Here is a 17,669-nt window from a genome sequence, read left to right as displayed (position 1 = left end):
CGAACGGCGAACGGCGAACGGCTGACAGAGAACAGGTAACAGATGACAGCTGACAGATTTCGAAATCTGTCAGCTGTCATCTGTTTGCCGTCACCCGTCAGATGTGCTCCATCACGATCACCGCGAGGGTGTCCGGGGCCAGTGCGCGGAAGACGTGGGGGGCATCCCCGGGATAGCTGATGTAGTCGCCCGGGCCGAGTTCGACCGGCGTCTCGGTCGGGCCGACCAGGGCCCGGCCCGAGCCGATCAGCACGTGCTCGACGGTGCCGGGCATATGGGGCTCGGAAGCCCTGGTGTCGCCCGGCTGGGCCTCGATCCGGTAGATGTCGCGCCGGGCGTTCGGCGGGCAGGAGGAGAGCACCGTGGCCGCGTAGTTGGCCTGCTCGGAGTGGGTCACCGGGCCCTCGCCGGCCCGGAGCACCTTGACGGTGGGGCGCGGCGGGTCGACCAGCCTGCTGAACGGCACGTTCAGCGCGACCCCCAGCGCCCAGAGCGTCTCCACGCTGGGGTTGCCCGCGCCCGACTCCAGCTGCGAGAGCGTCGACTTGGCGATGCCGGCGCGGCGGGCCAGCTCGGCCATCGACAGTCCGCTGCGTTCGCGTTCGCGCCGGATGGACGCGGCGATCTGGCCGATCAGCTCCGCACCGGAGCCGTTGGCGCCCTCGGGTCGGGTGGTCCGGTCACTCATGCTCGCCACTCACGCTTTCTCCAGGCTCCTTCGGTCGGCTTCCCGCTGGTGGTGCCGTTCATGCTGCCACGCCGGTCCCCGGGTGGGTCGGGGTCATGGGGCCATGGGGCATGGGGCTGCGGGACCCAAGGGTGTTCGCCATATCGGTCCTTCCGTTCGCCTTGACGAACACGGGCTTCCCGGTTCATTCTGATGAACATGCGTTCGCTACTCCGAACACTCGAACATGCGACCCTTCGCGACATCGCCCTGGTCTGCCTCGCCGACGCACTCGTCGGCGCCTCCTTCGGCGCGATCAGCGTCTCCGGCGGCCTGCCGCTCTGGGTGCCGACCGCCCTCTCCGTCCTGGTCTTCGCGGGCGGCTCGCAGTTCGCGGCCGTCGGCGTGGTGCTGTCCGGTGGTGGCGTGCTCGCGGCCGTCGCCACCGGGCTGGTGCTCAACGCCCGGCTGCTCCCGTTCGGGTTCGCGGTCGCCGACGTGCTCCAGGGCCCGTGGTGGCAAAGGCTGTTCGGGGCGCAGATGCTCACCGACGAGAGTGCGGCCTTCGCGCTCCAGCAGCACGAACCGCGCCGCCGCCGGGCGGCGTTCTGGGTCTGCGGGGTCTCGCTGTTCGTGGTGTGGAACGTGGCGGTGCTGCTCGGCGGCCTCGCCGGCGGACTGATCGGGGACACCGACGCGCTCGGGCTGGACGCGGCCTTCCCGGCCGTGCTGCTCGCACTGGTGCTGCCCTCGCTCACCGACCGCGCGACTCGTACGGCCGCGGTGGTGGGCGCGGTGGTGGCCGTCGCGGCCACGCCCTTCGTGCCGGGCGGGCTGCCGGTGCTGCTGGCCCTGGTCGGGCTGCTGTTCGCCGGGCGGCCCGGGGCGGGGTCGGAACCAGGGGAGCCGGGGGAACCGGGAGAGCAGGCGGTCGCCCCGGCGGCCGTGAAGGAGGAGGTCCGATGATGCCGCTGTACGCGATCCTGCTGCTGGCCGCCGGGACGTACGCCTACCGGGTGGCCGGCCCACTGCTCGGGCACCGGCTCGCGCTCTCCGCGCGGGTCCGGCACCTGCTGGCGGTCGCGGCGGCGGTACTGCTGGTCGCACTGGTCGCGACCGGCGCGCTGACCCAGGGGCACGGCTTCGCCGGGTGGGCCCGTCCGGCGGGGGTGCTGGTCGCGGGCGTGCTCGCGTGGCGCCGGGCACCCTTCCCGGTGGTGGTCGTGGCCGGGGCGGCGACGGCGGCGCTGCTGAGGCTGTGCGGAGTGTGGTGACGGCGGACGGCGGACAGTGTTCAGCGAACAGATGACAGATTTCGAAATCTGTCATCTGTTCGCTGAACACTGTCATCTGTTATCTGTCAGTCGTCAGTCGTCAACCGCTCCGCCTGCACCTCGGGCCGCTTGCTGTCCCACAGCAGCTCCCACACCTTGAACACGCAGTGGTAGTCCCGCATGCTCCCCCGCGAGATCAGCAGGTAGGTGTCCCCGTCCCGCAGCAGCGTCTGCTGCCGACTGCTCATCGGATGCTCCGGGGTGTAGGTCGGGACGATCCGCCGCAGCTCCGCGACGGCCTCCTCCCGGGTGCCCTCGACCTCGCCGAGCACCTTGTTGCCCCAGGTCCGGTCCTTGCCGATCCCGACCGTCTCCTCGACGACCAGCGCCCAACGCGCCATGCCCCGCCTCCCCTTCCGTGTTCCGTACCGGCCGTTCGCGTTCGGCCCGGCCGTTCCCGTCAGCGCACCAGCGACTTGAAGAAGATGGTCGTCGGGTGCAGCACGCCGGTCGTGTCGGCCGCGTAGTCGGGCACCGAGCCGACCCGGGTCCAGCCCGCCGCCTCGTACATCCGCTCGGCCGGGCTGCCCGTCTCGGTGTCCAGCACCAGCAGCCGGATCCCCGACCGAGCCGCCCGCTCCTCCAGCGCCGCCAGCAGCCGCCCGGCCAGCCGCTGCCCGCGGTCCGCCGGGTGCACCATCAGCTTGGCCACCTCGCCCCGGTGCCGCCCGTTCGCCGTCGTGGCCGGCCGCAGCTGCACCGTCCCGGCGAGCCGCCCGTCGGCCGCCGCCCGGGCGGTCCACAGCACCAGCCGTCCGGCCGCGAGCTCGGGGACCAGTGCCCGCCACCACGCCGCGGACTCGTCCGGCTCCAGCGGGGCGAGGAAGCCGACCGAGGCACCGTCGTGGACGGTCGCCGTCAGCAGCCCGGCGAACTCGGCCACCGAGCCGTCCAGTTCCTCGGCCGTCACCTCGTCGAGCACGTACGCCGTGCCGGACATGTCGCCTTCCTCACTCGCTCCCGTCGGTCCCTGACCGGGCGGGTTGCGGAATACTCGCCGATGTCCCGCCGAGACTACAAGGAGCTTCCATGCCGAAGCCGACCCGGATCGACCCGGCCGACCTGCTCGCGGTCGGCGACCTCCTCACCGACGAGGAGCGGCTGGTCCGTGACACCGTCCGCCGGTTCACCGAGGAGCGGATCCGCCCGCACATCGGCGACTGGTTCGAGCGCGGTGTCTTCCCGGCCCGCGAACTCGCCCCCGAACTCGGCGCGCTGGGCGTGCTCGGCATGCACCTCGACGGCTACGGCTGCGCGGGCGCCGACGCCGTGGCGTACGGGGTCGCGTGCATGGAGCTGGAGGCGGCCGACTCGGGGCTGCGCAGCTTCGTCTCGGTCCAGGGCTCGCTGGCGATGCGCTCGATCCACGCCTTCGGCTCGGAGGAGCAGAAGCAGCGCTGGCTGCCCGGGATGGCGGCCGGTGAGCTGATCGGCTGCTTCGGCCTCACCGAGCCCGACTTCGGCTCGGACCCGGCGAACATGCGCACCCGGGCGGTCCGCAAGGGCGGCAAGGGCGGCGACTGGGTGCTGTCCGGCAGCAAGATGTGGATCACCAACGGCAGCATCTCCGACGTCGCCGTGGTCTGGGCGCAGACCGAGGAGGGCGTGCGCGGCTTCCTGGTCGAGCGCGGCACCCGTGGCCTGACCGCGACCGACGTGCACGGCAAGCTCTCCCTGCGCGCCTCCGTCACCAGCGAGCTGGCCTTCGACGAGGTCGTGCTGCCCGCCGACGCCGTGCTGCCCGGCGTCACCGGCCTGCGCGGCCCGCTCTCCTCCCTCAACGAGGCCCGCTACGGCATCCTCTGGGGCACCGTAGGCGCCGCCCGCGACTGCTACACCGCCGCGCTGGACTACGCGAAGAGCCGGATCCAGTTCGACCGCCCGATCGCCGGCTTCCAGCTGACCCAGCAGAAGCTGGTCGAGATGATGCTGGAGGTCGAGAAGGCGTACCTGGTGGCCCTGCGGATCGGCCGGCTCAAGGAGGAGGGCGCGGCCCGCCCGCCGCACGTCAGCTTCGGCAAGCTCAACAACGTGCGCACCGCGCTGGAGATCGCCCGTAGCGCCCGGACCGTCCTCGGCGCCAACGGCATCACCACCGAGTACCCGGTGCTGCGGCACGCCAACAACCTGGAGTCGGTGCTCACCTACGAGGGCACCAGCGAGATCCACACCCTGGTCCTCGGCGAGGCCATCACCGGCGAGTCCGCCTACCGCTGACCGACCGCCGCCCCCCGCCCCGAACGGCGAATAACCGGTGGCCGGGTCCTTCGCGGCCCGGCTACCGTCCCGCCATGACCAGTCAGCCCGCCCGGCAGCAGCCCCCGACCACCACCCTCTGGCGCCCCACCGGCCCGGAGGAGCTGGCCCTGGTCGAGGCCGCCAACCGGCGCGCCTGGCCGCCCCGGCTGCCCGAGCAGCCGATCTTCTACCCCGTGCTGAACGAGGACTACGCGATCCGGATCGCCCGCGACTGGAACGTGCCCGCCTCCGGCGTCGGCTACGTCACCCGCTTCGAGGTGGAGACGGACTTCCTCGCCCGCTACCCGGTGCAGCGGGCCGGCGGCCGGACGATCCTCGAACTCTGGGTGCCCGCCGAGGAGTTGGAGGAGTTCAACCGGCACATCGTCGGCCGGATCGAGGTCGTCCACGAGTTCCGGCCGGAGGGCTGACGGCCGTGCGCGCGCCCGTCCTGCTCACCTCGGCCCAGCCGACCGGCACCACCGGCCTGCTCACCGGGGCCGCCGCCCGCCGGGGCCTGGCCACCGCCGTACTGGCCGGGCCGGACACGGTCGGGCGGCTCGCCGGACGGCCCGTCCACTGGTACGGCGGGCCGCTCGCGGCCGCCCGGATCGCGGCGCCGCTCGGGCTCGCCCTGCTCGAACCCGAGGACGACTGGCTCGCCCGCCTCCCCGAGGAGTTCACCCGCCGCCGGATCGAACTCACCACCCTTGCCGAGGCCTGGACGCTGCGCCACCCCGCCTTCGTCAAGCCGCCCGCCGACAAGTCCTTCCCGCCCGCCGTCCACCCGGACGGCTCCCGGCTGCCCCGCACCGGCGAGCGGATCGGCCCGGACACCTCCGTCCTGGTCAGCGAGCCGGTGACCTTCACCGCCGAGTACCGGCTGTTCCTGCTCGACGGGCAGGTGCGCACCGGCAGCCGCTACGCGCGCTTCGGCCGGCTCGACCCGGCTCCGCTCACCGCCTAGGCCACCGCGTTCGCCCGCCGCCTGCTCGACGCCGTCGGGGGCACCGGGCCGCTCGCCCTGCCCAGCGCCGTCGCGCTGGACGTCGGCCCGATCGCCGACCCGTACGACCCGGTCGAGCACTGGGCCGTGGTCGAGGCCAACCTGCCCTGGTTCGCGAACTGCTACGCCGCGGACCCGGACGGCGTCCTGGACGTCGTCCTGCGCGCGGCGGGGCCAGCCGCCGACCTCGCGGAGTCCGACCGCCGCTTCGTCCGGGCGGCGGGCTGACCTCGCGACACCTCGCGACACCTCGCTAGGCTCCCGACGCTCCCGACACCTCGCGGACACCCGCCGTTCGGCACCCCGTCGCCGACCGGTACGGCCGGCCGTGAAGCATGGCGCGGTCGGCGGCGCCCTCGGCGGGCGCGGCCGGGTGTGCACGACCGAAAGGAAGCCCCACCATGTCCGCAGTCCAGTGGCCCCGCCCCCGCGTCCTCGTGGTCGGGATCGACGGAGTCCGCCACGACTACCTCGCCCAGGTGCCGATGCCGCGCCTCCAGGAGGTCGCCGAGGCCGGGTTCCTGGTGCCGGTCACCGTCGCGGACTCCACCCCGACCATGTCCGGACCGTGCTGGGCCACCATCGTGACCGGCGTCGAGCCCGCCAAGCACGGCGTCTGGGGCAACCACCTCGGCGGCAACCGGCTGGACGTCTTCCCCGACTTCGCCACCCGCCTCAACCGCGGCGACCGCCGCCGCACCTTCGTCGCGGCCGGCTGGGACCCGCTGATGATCAACGAGTCCGGCGGCCCGCTGTTCCGCGCCCCCGGCCGGCTCTCCTACGTGGCCCCCGCCGAGGACACCCCCGAGGCCTGGGAGGCCGTCGACGAGGAGGTCACCCGGGAAGCCGTCCACGTCCTGGGCACCGCCGACCCCGAGGCCTCCTTCGTCTACCTGGGCGCCGTGGACGAGACCGCCCACTTCCTCGGCTGCGGCGAGGAGTACCGCGCCTCGATGCGCACCGCCGACGAGCGCCTCGGCCGCCTGCTCGACGCCGTCCGCGGCCGGGAGGGCTATCCGCAGGAGCAGTGGACCGTCATCGTGGTCACCGACCACGGGCACGTCGACGCCGGCGGCCACGGCGGCCGCACCGTCGAGGAGCGGACCGCCTGGGTCGCCTGCGCCGGGCACGACATCCCGGCCGGCCCGCCCGCCGGCGAGATCCGCCACCCCGACGTCGCCGCCCAGGTGTACGCCTCGCTGCTGCGCCCGATCGACCCGCACTGGACCCTCGACGGCCGCCCCTTCCCCATCGCCCGGCCGGTCCCCGCGACCGCCTGACCCGGCGCCCCGTTCCCAGTCCCGCCCCCAGTCCCAGCCCCGGTCCAGCCCTGGCTCCGGCCCGCCGTGCGCCCGGTCCGCCACGGGCCGGTGCCCCGGGTGCAGCACACCGGGCTGCGGCGGCGCCCCGCCTGGGTCAGGCTCGATCGGGGCCCGGGACGTACCCGGGCCCGGCGTGGCAGCCCGAGCGCCGGAGCGGCACCTACCTCCGGGGTCGGCCCCACGGACATACGCCTGAAGGTGGAGACGGTACCCCGTGGGTTGGATGCAAGCTCGCGACCTGGTGGTGACGATCCGGAAGGTCGGCCCGCGCCACCATGGATACACCCGGACGGCGGACCGTTCAGCTCGGACGGGTCACGGACGGGCCGGCGACGGTCCCGGCCGAACCGGACGTCGTACAGGCACCGGGCGTCGTACAGGCACCGCACGCAGCACAGGCAACGGACGCAGCACAAGCATCGGACGTACCGGACCCACCGGACGCACCGGCACCGCACACGGAGAGGGCAGCCAGGCATGAAGGGCATCGTGAGCAAGGTCGCGCTGGGAGTCGCGGGCACCGGCATGGCCGTCGCCGTGGCAGCGGTGGCAATCGGCCCGCGGGTGTCCGAGTGGTACGACGGGCGCCACCAGGAGCAGGCCGCGTTCGACAGCGGCTCGCAGGCCAAGGCCGAGCGTCGCTCGATGCCGACCTGGCTGCCCGACAACGCCTCCTCGGTCAAGTACCTGAGGTCCACCACCGGCGACGACCGGCTGCTGCGCGCCACCCTCCCCGAGGGCCGGCTGCCCTCCGGCTGCAACACCGGGGTGCCGGGCAAGGGGCCGCACCCGGTGCCGGTCTCGCTCAAGGCGGGCTGGTTCCCGGAGGGCATCGCGGCCAAGGCCATCGGCACCTGCGGGCACTACAATGTGACGCTCACCGGCAACCAGCTCTACGCGTGGCAGGACGGCGCGACACTGCAGGCGGCCCTTCGCGCCGAGCACGTCGCCAAGCACTGAGGGTGCTGACCGGGCACTGGTCCCGGATCAGCCGTCCTGACCAGGGAACGAACGGCCCGCCGGGCACCGGAAGGTGCGGGCGGGCCTTCGTCGTGCGCGTGCTGTGGATCGGCCGGTGGGCGGATCCGTCCCGGTGCACCCCTGCCGTCAACGCGTCCGAGGGGCTGCGATAGGACGGATCGCGAACGAACCCCACGTCACCGCGTCCGTTAGGAGAGCCATGCCCGGCCCGACCGTCGGTCCCACCGACGACACGTCGACCGATCCAGCCCAAGCCCCGGCCCCGGCGTCCGGCAGGTCGGCAGCCGCCGGCCGGGCCACCGTCGTCGTCCTCGGCGGCCTCACCGCGCTCGGCCCGCTCACCACCGACCTCTACCTGCCCGGCCTGCCCGCGATCGCCGACGACCTGGTCGCCGAACCGGCGGCCGTCCAGCTCACCCTCACCTTCTCGATGGTCGGGGTGGCGGCCGGGCAACTGCTCTTCGGGCCGCTCAGCGACCGCTTCGGGCGCCGGCCGCCACTGCTCGCCGGGCTGGTCGTCTACACCCTGTCCAGCGTGGTGTGCGTGTTCGCGCCGAACCTGGCGGTGCTGATCGCGGCCCGCTTCGTCCAGGGCGCGGCCGGGTCGGCCGGACTGGTCATCGGAAGGGCCGTCGCCCGGGACCGCTTCCAGGGCGTGGCGATGCTGCGCTTCCTCGCCTCGATCGCGCTGATCTCCGGGCTGGCACCGATCCTCGCCCCGATCATCGGGGCGCAGCTGATGCGCTTCACCTCCTGGCGCGGCACCTTCGGGGCGCTGACGGCGCTCGGACTGCTGCTCACCCTGGCCGCGTTCGGCGCGCTGCGCGAGAGCCTGCCGCCGCAGGCCCGGGACGGCGGTGGGGTCGCCGCGACGCTGCGCACGATGGCGCGGCTGCTGCGCCACCTGCCCTTCCTGGGGCTGGCGTTGACCAGCTCGCTGGCGTTCGGCGCGCTGTTCGGGTACATCAGCGGGTCTTCGACGGTCCTCCAGCACGTCTACCAGGTGTCGCCGCAGACCTACAGCCTGCTGTTCGGGCTGAACTCGCTCTCCATCGTGGTGATGACCCAGCTGAACGGGCGGGTGCTGGCGCCGCGCTTCGCCGCGCGGTCGCTGATGCTGGCCGGGCTCGGGACGGCGGTCGCGGCCGGGGTGGCGCTGGTGCTGCTGACCGCGGTGTGGGACTTCGGGCTGGCCGGGTTCTGCCCGCCGCTGTTCGTGCTGATGGGCAGCCTCGGGGTGGTGCTGCCGAACACGGCGGCGCAGGCGCTGAGCCTGGTGGAGCCGCAGGCGGCCGGGACGGCCTCGGCGCTGTTGGGGACGGGCAACTTCCTGTGCGGCGCGGTGGTCGCGCCGTTGAGCAGCCTCGGCGGGCGGCCGTCGGCGACCCTGCTGGCGCTGGTGGTGCTGGGCTGCGGTGTGCTGGCGCTGGCGACGTACGCGACGCTGTGCCGGCCTGGGCAGCTGCGGGAGGGGGCGGAGGGGTCTGAGCGGGCCCGAGTAGGCCCGGACAGATGACAACAAACGGATAACAGCTGACAGATGTTGAAATCTGTCAGCTGTTATCCGTCATCTGTTACTTGTCAGCTGTCAGCTGTCAGCTGTCAGCTGCCGTCTGCCGCCCGTCGCTCAGGAGATCGAGAAGTCGTCCCCGTACACGCTGCCCTGCCCGTACCAGCCGTGCAGGTACACCGTGACGCTGCCGGAGGCGTCGGTGGTGAAGGGGACGGAGAGCTTGGTCCAGCCCGAGGAGATGGTCCAGGTGCTGGCGTTGGCGCCACCGCTGACACCCAGGTAGGCGTAGTTGCCCTGCACCCAACCGCTCAGCGTGTAGCTGGTGTTGGGCTTGAGCGTCACGGTCTGGGTGCAGTCGCCGGTCTGGCTCGCGGAGGCCGCGGCCTGCAGCGCGTACGAGCCGGAGTGGACCGGCGTGGTCACGATGCCGCCGCCGCTCTGGCAGGTCCAGGGGGCCACCTTGCCGGTCTCCAGGTCACCGTTGACCAGGCCGGTCGACGGGGCCGTGCCGGTGACGGTCAGCGAGTAGGTCGCCGTGTGGCTGCCGGAGGGCGCGGTGGCCGTCACGGTCAGCGGGTAGGTGCCCGCCGCCGCGGCCGAGGTGGTGGCGATGTTCAGGGTGGCGCTGTTGCCGGCGGTGACGCTGCCGGGGGTGACGGTGGCGGTGACGCCGGTCGGGGCGCCGCTGACCGAGAGGTTGACGCTCTGCGCCGAGCCCGCCGTGACCGCCGTGGCGATCGCCGCCGAGGCGGACGAACCGGCCGCGACGGTACCGGAGTTCGGGTTCACCGCGACCGAGAAGTCGTTGCCCGGCTGGTTGCCCGTGACGGTCAGCGTGAAGACGCCGGTGTGGCTGCCGGAGGCCGCGCTGCCGGTGACCGTCAGCGGGTAACTCCCGGGCACCACCGACGAGGTGGTGGTGACGTTCAGGGTGGCGCTGTTGCCGGCGGTGACGCTGCCGGGGGTGACGGTGGCGGTGACGCCGGTCGGGGCGCCGCTGACCGAGAGGCTGACGCTCTGCGCCGAGCCCGCCGTGACCGCTGTCGCGATTGCCGCCGAGGCGGACGAACCAGCCTTTACGGTGGCGGAGTTGGGGTTCACCGCGACCGAGAAGTCGTTGGTCACCGTCGAGCCGCTGGTGAAGGGCGCGAAGATGTGGGTGAAGTCCCAGGTGCCCTGGTTGATCCCGGAGCAGGAGTCGTCCCCGCCCTTGCCCGGGCAGCCGCCGTTGTCGCGCTGGAGCGCCCAGAAGGACAGCGTGTTGATGCCCTTGGACACCGCCCAGTTGTACACGGTGGTGGCGTTGGCGACCGTGAAGGTCTCGGCGGCGCCGAAGTCGTCGATGCCGGGCATCTCGGTGATCCCGATCGAACCCCACAGCTGGGTGGGGGACTTGGTCGGGTAGAGCTGGGCCAGCTGGTTGTACAGGCCCTGCGCCGAGGTCTGGGTGTCCGCCGCCATGTCGTGGGTGGCGTTGTCGTAGTAGTCGAAGGTCATCATGTTGACGACGTCGATCCGCGCCTTGTTGCTGACGGCGTTGCGCAGTACCGCGAGGCCGTTGTCGGCCAGCCCGCCGGTGGTGGTCGGCAGCGTGTAGGAGAACTGGATGCTGCGCCCGTTGGCGGCGGCCCAGTCCTGCACGACCTTGATCGCCTTGTTGCGGCGGTCGATGCCGGCCGTGTTGGTCAGCGAGTTGTCCTCGATGTCGAGGTCGATCCGGCTGATGTCGTAGGTGGTGATCAGGTTCTCGTAGGCGGTCGCGATCTGGTTGACGTCGGTGCAGCTGTCCGCCAGTTCGGTGCCGGTGTTGTCGGCGGTGTAGCCGCCGAAGGAGGGGATCACGTCCCCGCCGTTGGCGCGGATGGTGGCGATGTCGGCGCCGAAGGTGGAGGAGGACACCGGCTTCGAGGTGTCGCCGTTCCAGTACGGGGTGCAGGAGCCCTTGGTGGCGGCCTGGAGGAAGGCCATCGTCAGGTACTTGGCGCCGGACTGGGCGGCCAGGGTGGCGGGGCTCTGACCGGTCCAGGACTCGAAGTAGGGCGCGAAGACCCGGGTGGGGAGCGGGGTGGCGGCCTGGGCGGAGCCCGTCCCGGCGGCGACCAGACCGGCCGAGGCGGCCAGTGTGACGCAGGCCGTCAGCGCGGCCCGGAGGGTTCTGCGAAGACGCATGGATTCTCCAACAGACGTGGTGGGGCAGGACGTTGGGGATGTGCGGGCCACGGCTCGTCCGGTGGTCGTGTGGGGTCGACCGCGCGGACGTGCGGAGCCGGAGGCGGGTGTGCGGGGGCGGGTGCAGGGGGCGTTCGATGCGGACACAAGGGCGTGCGGAGCCCACCGCCTCGGGTGGAGGCGGGAGGTGGTGCGGGAGGTGGTGCGAAGGTGCGCACGCCGTACGGAGCGGGGGTGGAGCGGAGCAGGGCAGGGCAGTGCCTCAGCCGCCGGTGGTCACACCCCCACAGTGCATCCCGGTCGGATCGACATGCTTATGTTTGGACTAGACCACTGGTCTGTCAAGAGACCTAACAGTTCGTCAGCGGACGGCCCCGGCCGCCGAAGGGCGGGGACGCCGATGGCCGCGCACCCGGCGGGCGGGGCACGGCCACGGCTGCCCGGAGCTCAGGACACCGGGCGGTTCGGGGTGGTGCGGGGCGGCGTGGACGGCGTCAGCGCGCCGCGGGGCAGAGGGTGGAGCGCAGTGCGTCGTCGATCTTCGCGGCGGTGTCCGGTCCGAAGCCCTGCGGGTGCTCGGGCGAGGTGAAGTGCTGGTCGGCCAGTTGGGCCAGCTTCGCCTTGTCCTTGGGGAACTGGTACAGCGCCTGGCACTGCTTGCGGGCCTGTTCCACCGCCTGGTCGGGCTTGCCGCCGACGATCGCCGGGTCGATCGCGTTCAGTGCGGCGACCACCTTGCCGGTCAGGTCGGCGTCCGGCTTGGCGGGCAGGCCGGCGTCGGCCGGCGGTGCGGGCTTGGCCGGGGCCGAGCCGTCCGCGCCGGCCGTGGAGCCCGGGTCGGCGGGCGCGGACGGCGCGGCCGTGGTGGGTGCCGGGGTGCCTGTCGAGGCCGTGGCGTCGGCCGTTGCGTCAGCGGTGGCGGCGACGGTGGGGGAGCCGGCCGCGACGGTGGCCTTGGCCGAGCTCGAGCCGGAGCCCGATCCCGAGCTCGAACCGGAGCTGGAGCAGGCAGCGAGGCTCACCGCGGCGAGTGCCGTGAGGGAGGCGGCGAGGAGACGAGTGCGCATGGCGCCACACTGTCATGTTCGCGGCGTAGAAGGGAAGGTCCCGTGGGGCCGCCCCGAACGGCCCGGGAACGGCGAACGGCGGCCCCGGAGGGAAACCCTCCGCGCCGCCGTCCGCTGCCGTCGATCCCCGGGCCGGGCCAGGTCGAGCCGAGCCGGGTCCAGCCGGGTCAGGACCGGGTCGGACCGTCAGCCGAGCCCGTTGCTCTTCAGCCAGTCCTTGGCCACCGCCGACGGGTCCTCCTTGTCGACCGAGACCCGCTTCATCAGCGCCGTCAGCCCGGCGGTGTCGAGCTTGGCCGACACCGCGTTGAGCGCCGCCGTCGCGTTGGCGTCCACGCCGGCCTTGTTGATCAGCGGGGTGACGTTCTGCGCGCCGAAGACGTTCTTCGGGTCGCTCAGCGGCACCAGCTTGTACTGGACGATCTTCGGGTCGGTGGTGAACACGTTGCCGACCTGGATGTTGCCGTCCTTGAGCGCGTTCGCGGTGGTGTCGGCGGTTGGCTTCCACTCCTTGAAGGTCAGCCCGTAGACGTCCTTGAACTGCTGCTCGCGGCGGGTCTTGAACTCCGGCGGGCCGCCGATGGTGAACTCGCCGGCCTTGGCCGCGAGGTCCGCGATGCTCTTGAGGCTGTACTTGTCGGCGGTCTCCTGGGTGACGCTGAGCGAGTCCTTGTCCTCCGCGGGGGAGGAGTCGAGGATCGCCAGCGAGGCGGGCAGCGCCTTGGTCAGCGCCGCGTTCACGTCCGGGGTGGTGACGGCGGTGTTCTTGGCGTCCAGGTAGGCGAGCAGCGCGCCGTTGTACTCGGGCAGGACGGTCAGGTTGCCGCTCTGCAGCTGCCCGTAGAGCACCTCGCGGCTGCCGATGTTGAACTTCTCCTGGACCTTGACGCCCTTGGCCTTGAGGGCCTGGGAGTAGATCGAGCCGAGCAGCACGTTCTCGGGGAAGTTCGCCGAGCCGACCACCACGGTCCCGCCGGAACCGCCCGTACCGCCGGACCCGCCCGAGGCGGCACCGCTGCCGGAGGCCGTGGCGCCGGCGGAGGCGCTCGACCCGCCGCCGAGCGGGTCGCCGCTGCCCGATGAGCCGCAGGCGGTGGCGCCCAGGGCGAGTGCGGCGAGAGTGCCGAGGAGCACGGCGCGGCGGCTTCCCTTGAATGTCGACATGGTGACAGTTGTCCTTCCGGAGCGGATGGGAGGGAGAAGAGGGAGGGGCCTCAGCGGGTCCGGCGCTGGGCGCGCACCCCGGGCGGGAGCGCGAACCGGGCGAGCAGGGCGAAGAACAGTTGGGCGCCGACCGCGAGCAGCACCACCAGCAGCGCGCCGCCCACGGTCACCGCGTACTGCCGGGTGGCCAGCCCGTCGATGACGTAGCGGCCGAGGCCGCCCAGCCCGACGTAGGCGGCCACCGTGGCGGTCGCGATCACCTGGACGGTCGCGGTCCGGAAGCCCGCCAGCAGGGTCGGCGCGGCGGAGGGCAGGCAGACCTGGAACAGCACCTGCGGGTGGGTGAGGCCGATCCCGCGCGCGGCGTCCCGGACGTCCGGGTCGGTGCCGCGCACCCCCTCGACGGCCGCCACCAGCAGCGGCGGCGCCGCCAGGGCGACCAGCGGGAACAGGACGGCGGTGTCGCCGACCCCGGCGAGCAGCACCGCGAGCGTGACCAGGCCCAGGGTCGGCAGGGCGCGGGCGGCCCCCGCCAGCGCGGTGACCACCGTGACCCCGCGGCCGGTGTAGCCGATCAGCAGCCCGAGCGGGACGGCCAGCAGCGCCGCGAAGAGCAGGGCCTCGCCGGAGAGCAGCAGGTGCTCGGAAACCCGGTGCACGATCGAGTCCGGACCGCTGCGGCGGTCCGGGGCGGAGAAGAAGTCGTTCAGCCAGTTCAGCCAGTTCACGAGCCCGCCCCCTGCTCCCGGACGGCCCACGGCGCGAGCAGCCGGCGGGCGGCCACCAGCAGCAGGTCGACGGCCAGCGCCAGCACGGCGATCAGGACGATCCCGGCCACGATCGGGGTCGGGAAGGTCCGCTGGAAGCCGTCGATGAACAGGTAGCCCAGCCCACCGCGGCCGATCAGCGCGCCGACGCTGGCCAGCGAGATGCTGGACACCGCCGCGACCCGCAGCCCGGCGATCAGGTACGGCACGGCGGCGGGCAGTTCGACGGCGGTCAGCCGGTGCCAGGGCCCGTACCCCATCGCGGTGGCGGCCTGCCGGACGGAGTCCGGGACGGCGCGCAGCCCGTCCACCGTGGTCGGCAGCAGGACGGCGAGGGCGTAGAAGGTGAGCGGGATCATCACGGTCGCCTGGGTGGCGAGCCCGGTGTACGGGATCAGCACCACGAAGACGGCCAGCGAGGGCAGCGCGTAGACGATGTTGAAGACGGCGGACAGCGGCTGGTACAGCCGGGGGAAGCGGGCGCAGGCCAGGCCGAGCGGGACCGCCAGCAGCAGGCCGATGAGCACCGGGACCAGGGCGATCACGGCGTGGTCGGCGAGCAGGTTGCCGAGGTAGCCGACGTGGTCGCCGATCCAGTACCAGCGGACGATCGGTTCATCGTCCACCGTCGGCTCCGTCCGCCGGGGTCTGCGCGGGTGGCTGCGGGAGCGCTTCGTCCGCCGCGTCCGCCGCGTCCGCTTCGTTCGCCGGGACCTCCGGGTCCGCCTTGGTGAGGGCGACCGGCGTGAGGGCCGGAGTGGGGGCGACCGGCGTGAGCGCGGCCAGGACGGCCTCCCGGCCCGCGGTGCCGACCGCCCGGCCGTCGGCGTCCAGCGCGACCGCGACCCCGGCGGGGGAGAGTACGGCGGCGTCCAGGGCGGCGCGCAGGGTGTCGGTGTCCGGGCGGTAGCCGGCGACCGGCTGCAGCTCGGTGGCACCGGCGGCGCGGTCGATCCAGCCGATCGGGCGGCGCTCGTCGTCCAGGGCCAACTCCCAGCCCCCGTGGCCGGGTCCGTCCTCGATCGGGCGGAGCTCGACGGCCTTCGCGGGCCGCAGGCCCAGGCCGCGCAGGCCCCGGTCGCGGCCGAGGAAGGCGGCCACGCCGTCGTCCGCGGGGGCGGTGAGCAGGGTGTGCGGGTCGGCCAGCTGGGCGATCCGGCCGTGCTCGCGCAGCACCACGACCTGGTCGCCGAGCCGCACGGCCTCCTCGATGTCGTGGGTGACGAACAGCACGGTCTTGTGCAGCTCGGACTGCAGGCGCAGCAGCTCCTCCTGGAGCCCGGCCCGCACCACCGGGTCGACGGCGCTGAACGGTTCGTCCATCAGCAGGACCGGCGGGTCGGCGGCCAGCGCCCGTGCCACGCCGACCCGCTGCTGCTGGCCGCCGGAGAGCTGGAACGGGTAGCGCTTGGCGGTCTCGGGGGCGAGGCCGACCAGTTCGAGCAGTTCGGCGGCCCGGGCCCGGGCCTTCTTGCGGTCCCAGCCGAGCAGGTAGGGGACGGTGGCGATGTTGTCGATCACCTTGCGGTGCGGGAACAGCCCCGCCTGCTGGATCACGTACCCGATGCCTCGGCGCAGCTTGGCGGGTTCCAGTTCGGCGACGTCGGTGCCGTCCAGCAGCACCCGGCCCGAGGTGGGCTCGACCATCCGGTTGACCATGCGCAGCAGGGTGGTCTTGCCGCACCCGGAGGGCCCGACCAGGACGGTTATCCGACCGGTCGGGACTTCCAGGTCCAGTCCCTCGACCGCGATGGTGCCGTCTGGGTGGCGCTTGCCGGCGCCCTCGAATCTGATCACGGAGTGTTTCCTCGTCAGGGCGCCCCGGGGAGGCGGCGCCTGTGTCGGTCGGTCTTTCGGGTCGTTCGGTTGGCGGCGGTCGCACCGCCCGGGCGTTCTTCCGCCCGCCTGGCTGCCCAGCTTCGGACCGGCGGAAACTCTGATCAGACTATGACCTGCATCATCTCCTGTCCCTGATTTACCGCCCGGCACGTGGCGTGACTTCCGGCCCGGCGGCCCGCCGGCCCGGGAGGTGACCCGGGCTCAGCCGCCCGGGAACACCCCATGTGACCTCGGGTTCAGTCGCCCGGACGGGTCGGCAGCCCGGACGCCGCCCAGCCGACGAAACCGCCGTCGAGATCCGTCGCCCGGTGCAGCCCGAGCTCGCGCAGCGAGGCCGCGGCCAGACTGGAGGCGTAGCCCTCGGAGCAGACCACGATCACCTCGACGTCGTAGCCCGAGGCCTCGGGGATCCGGTGACTGCCCGTAGGGTCGAGCCGCCACTCCAGCACGTTGCGCTCGATCACCAGCGCGCCGGGGATCCCGCCCTCGGCGGCCCGCTGCGCCACCGGACGGATGTCCACCAGCAGCGCGCCGTCCAGCTGGGCCTGGTACGCCTCCCGGGCGCGCGGGCGGTGGACGCCCTCGCGGGCCCGCTCCACCAGGTCGTCGATCGTGGTCACCATTGCTCCGGTCCTTCCTCAGAGGTGCGGACGAGCCCGCCGGCCCGCAGGTCGTAGTGCGCCATCGAGCTCAGCGGGGGCGAGTAGGCGTGCAGGGTGACCGCCGGGCCCGAGGCGGTGTTGCGCACGTCGTGCACGTACTCCGGGCCGAAGGCGCGGGCGGTGCCGGCCGGGACCCTGCGGATCAGCAGGCCCTGGTCGGGGCCGCCGAGGGACAGCTCCTCCAGCTCGCCGAGCGCGACGGTGAACGCGCCGCGCGAACCGCCGTGGTCGTGGAAGCCGGTCGACTGGCCGGGCAGCCAGCTGATCAGCCAGACCTCGTGGTCGTCGTCGGCGACCAGCCGCTGGTACCAGCGCTCCTCGGTGGAGAGCCGGACCAGGTGGATCCACTGGTCGGGCCGCTCGGCGAGCTCGCGGACCACGGTCCGCAGCGTGCTCGGGCTGAGCGGGGGCTGTGCGGGGTCGGCGGCGGGGCCGGTAGCGGGGCCGGTGACCGGGGCGGTGGTGGCGCCCGTGGCGGGGCCGGCGGCCGGTGGTTGCTCGGGGCGGCGGGTCGGGGTCTCGGTTGCGAGGTCCAGGCTCATGAGGCGTCCTCGGGTGCGGCGGGAACGTCGGGAGGGGCGCTCGGATCCGGCGGCGGGGCCGCGGGCTGCGGGCCGCGGGCCGGCGGAGCGGCCCGTGCTCGGCCGGGCACGGCACGGGCGGTGCCGCCGGGCGGGCGGGTTTCAGGACTGCGGGTACGGGTGCGCGGTGCGGGTCCTGGCAGTGGTCACAGGGCGGAACCGGCGAAGTGGAACAGGGTCAACAGGCACAGATGGAACTCGCCTGGCGTCGCAGATCGACGTGCAGGCGGCAAACCAGAGTGGTGCCGGAGTCCATGCCCCGGATCTTTTCCGAGCCGGTCGCACGAAGTCAAGCCGGGGCGCCCGTTCGTTGCGGCCTGTTGCGCCCCGTGAACGGGCGGCCCGACGCCCCGGCCGGG

Annotated in this window: 19 protein-coding genes and 1 pseudogene; 8 read left to right on the top strand and 12 right to left on the bottom strand. The window is 73.1% G+C overall.

The features are described from left to right. Positions 1-97: 97 nt before the first annotated feature. Positions 98-688, bottom strand: coding sequence for a helix-turn-helix domain-containing protein (locus ACFY2K_RS06505; RefSeq protein WP_375890687.1), 591 nt, complete (start codon positions 686-688; stop codon positions 98-100). Between the two features lie 198 nt (positions 689-886). Here ACFY2K_RS06505 and ACFY2K_RS06500 point away from each other — a divergent pair, with 198 nt between their 5' ends. Beyond that, positions 887-1,633 (top strand): AzlC family ABC transporter permease, encoded by a 747-nt coding sequence (locus ACFY2K_RS06500; RefSeq protein WP_387709920.1) that lies wholly within the window; start codon positions 887-889, stop codon positions 1,631-1,633. Further along, the gene (locus ACFY2K_RS06495; protein WP_375890767.1) at positions 1,633-1,941 is read left to right on the top strand and encodes an AzlD domain-containing protein; all 309 of its coding nucleotides are present in this window, start codon (positions 1,633-1,635) and stop codon (positions 1,939-1,941) included. Before ACFY2K_RS06500 ends, ACFY2K_RS06495 begins: the two co-directional genes overlap by 1 nt. A gap of 86 nt (positions 1,942-2,027) precedes the next feature. Here the strand turns inward: ACFY2K_RS06495 and ACFY2K_RS06490 are convergent, their stop codons facing one another. Both ACFY2K_RS06490 and ACFY2K_RS06485 read right to left on the bottom strand, forming a co-directional pair. Further along, positions 2,028-2,342, bottom strand: coding sequence for a hypothetical protein (locus ACFY2K_RS06490; RefSeq protein ID WP_380395893.1), 315 nt, complete (start codon positions 2,340-2,342; stop codon positions 2,028-2,030). Positions 2,343-2,401: 59 nt separating this feature from the next. Then, positions 2,402-2,941, bottom strand: coding sequence for a GNAT family N-acetyltransferase (locus ACFY2K_RS06485; RefSeq protein ID WP_387709918.1), 540 nt, complete (start codon positions 2,939-2,941; stop codon positions 2,402-2,404). Positions 2,942-3,030: 89 nt separating this feature from the next. Between ACFY2K_RS06485 and ACFY2K_RS06480 the strand changes: the two genes are divergently transcribed. From ACFY2K_RS06480 to ACFY2K_RS06455, 6 genes and pseudogenes are all read left to right on the top strand, one after another. Continuing rightward, a complete protein-coding gene (locus ACFY2K_RS06480) occupies positions 3,031-4,218 on the top strand; it encodes an acyl-CoA dehydrogenase family protein (RefSeq protein WP_387709917.1) in 1,188 nt (395 codons plus the stop codon). 74 nt (positions 4,219-4,292) lie between these two features. After that, positions 4,293-4,670, top strand: coding sequence for a hypothetical protein (locus ACFY2K_RS06475; RefSeq protein ID WP_387709915.1), 378 nt, complete (start codon positions 4,293-4,295; stop codon positions 4,668-4,670). 5 nt (positions 4,671-4,675) lie between these two features. After that, positions 4,676-5,473, top strand: a pseudogene (locus tag ACFY2K_RS06470) (ATP-grasp domain-containing protein). Between the two features lie 173 nt (positions 5,474-5,646). Beyond that, positions 5,647-6,525: an alkaline phosphatase family protein gene (locus ACFY2K_RS06465; RefSeq protein WP_387709913.1), complete on the top strand. Its 879-nt coding sequence runs from the start codon at positions 5,647-5,649 to the stop codon at positions 6,523-6,525. Positions 6,526-7,044: 519 nt separating this feature from the next. Further along, a complete protein-coding gene (locus ACFY2K_RS06460) occupies positions 7,045-7,527 on the top strand; it encodes a hypothetical protein (protein ID WP_375890675.1) in 483 nt (160 codons plus the stop codon). Positions 7,528-7,747: 220 nt separating this feature from the next. After that, positions 7,748-9,064, top strand: coding sequence for a multidrug effflux MFS transporter (locus ACFY2K_RS06455; protein ID WP_380520918.1), 1,317 nt, complete (start codon positions 7,748-7,750; stop codon positions 9,062-9,064). Between the two features lie 111 nt (positions 9,065-9,175). Here the strand turns inward: ACFY2K_RS06455 and ACFY2K_RS06450 are convergent, their stop codons facing one another. The 9 genes from ACFY2K_RS06450 to ACFY2K_RS06410 form a co-directional block, all read right to left on the bottom strand. Then, complete coding sequence (locus ACFY2K_RS06450) at positions 9,176-11,230, bottom strand: glycosyl hydrolase family 18 protein (RefSeq protein WP_387709910.1); 2,055 nt, start codon at positions 11,228-11,230, stop codon at positions 9,176-9,178. Between the two features lie 494 nt (positions 11,231-11,724). After that, the gene (locus ACFY2K_RS06445; protein WP_380520922.1) at positions 11,725-12,297 is read right to left on the bottom strand and encodes a hypothetical protein; all 573 of its coding nucleotides are present in this window, start codon (positions 12,295-12,297) and stop codon (positions 11,725-11,727) included. A 186-nt stretch (positions 12,298-12,483) separates the two neighbouring features. Next, on the bottom strand, positions 12,484-13,461 hold the full coding sequence (locus ACFY2K_RS06440; protein WP_387709908.1) for an ABC transporter substrate-binding protein: 978 nt from the start codon (positions 13,459-13,461) through the stop codon (positions 12,484-12,486). A 50-nt stretch (positions 13,462-13,511) separates the two neighbouring features. Next, on the bottom strand, positions 13,512-14,189 hold the full coding sequence (locus ACFY2K_RS06435) for an ABC transporter permease (RefSeq protein WP_375890664.1): 678 nt from the start codon (positions 14,187-14,189) through the stop codon (positions 13,512-13,514). Then, positions 14,186-14,854: an ABC transporter permease gene (locus ACFY2K_RS06430; RefSeq protein WP_375890662.1), complete on the bottom strand. Its 669-nt coding sequence runs from the start codon at positions 14,852-14,854 to the stop codon at positions 14,186-14,188. The genes ACFY2K_RS06435 and ACFY2K_RS06430 overlap by 4 nt, the downstream gene beginning before the upstream one ends. Next, the gene (locus tag ACFY2K_RS06425; RefSeq protein ID WP_387709905.1) at positions 14,844-16,025 is read right to left on the bottom strand and encodes an ABC transporter ATP-binding protein; all 1,182 of its coding nucleotides are present in this window, start codon (positions 16,023-16,025) and stop codon (positions 14,844-14,846) included. Before ACFY2K_RS06425 ends, ACFY2K_RS06430 begins: the two co-directional genes overlap by 11 nt. 278 nt (positions 16,026-16,303) lie before the next feature. Next, positions 16,304-16,690: a rhodanese-like domain-containing protein gene (locus ACFY2K_RS06420; RefSeq protein ID WP_375890658.1), complete on the bottom strand. Its 387-nt coding sequence runs from the start codon at positions 16,688-16,690 to the stop codon at positions 16,304-16,306. Continuing rightward, the gene (locus ACFY2K_RS06415; RefSeq protein ID WP_387709903.1) at positions 16,684-17,271 is read right to left on the bottom strand and encodes a cysteine dioxygenase; all 588 of its coding nucleotides are present in this window, start codon (positions 17,269-17,271) and stop codon (positions 16,684-16,686) included. Before ACFY2K_RS06415 ends, ACFY2K_RS06420 begins: the two co-directional genes overlap by 7 nt. Positions 17,272-17,488: 217 nt before the next feature. Next, on the bottom strand, positions 17,489-17,566 hold the full coding sequence (locus tag ACFY2K_RS06410) for a putative leader peptide (RefSeq protein WP_101948289.1): 78 nt from the start codon (positions 17,564-17,566) through the stop codon (positions 17,489-17,491). Between the last annotated feature and the right edge of the window lie 103 nt (positions 17,567-17,669).

The organism is Kitasatospora sp. NPDC001309 (genome assembly GCF_042896295.1).
Classification (GTDB): Bacteria; Actinomycetota; Actinomycetes; order Streptomycetales; family Streptomycetaceae; genus Kitasatospora.
Note: the sequence above shows the minus strand (reverse complement) of the source record. Positions and strands in the feature narration are given on the sequence as shown.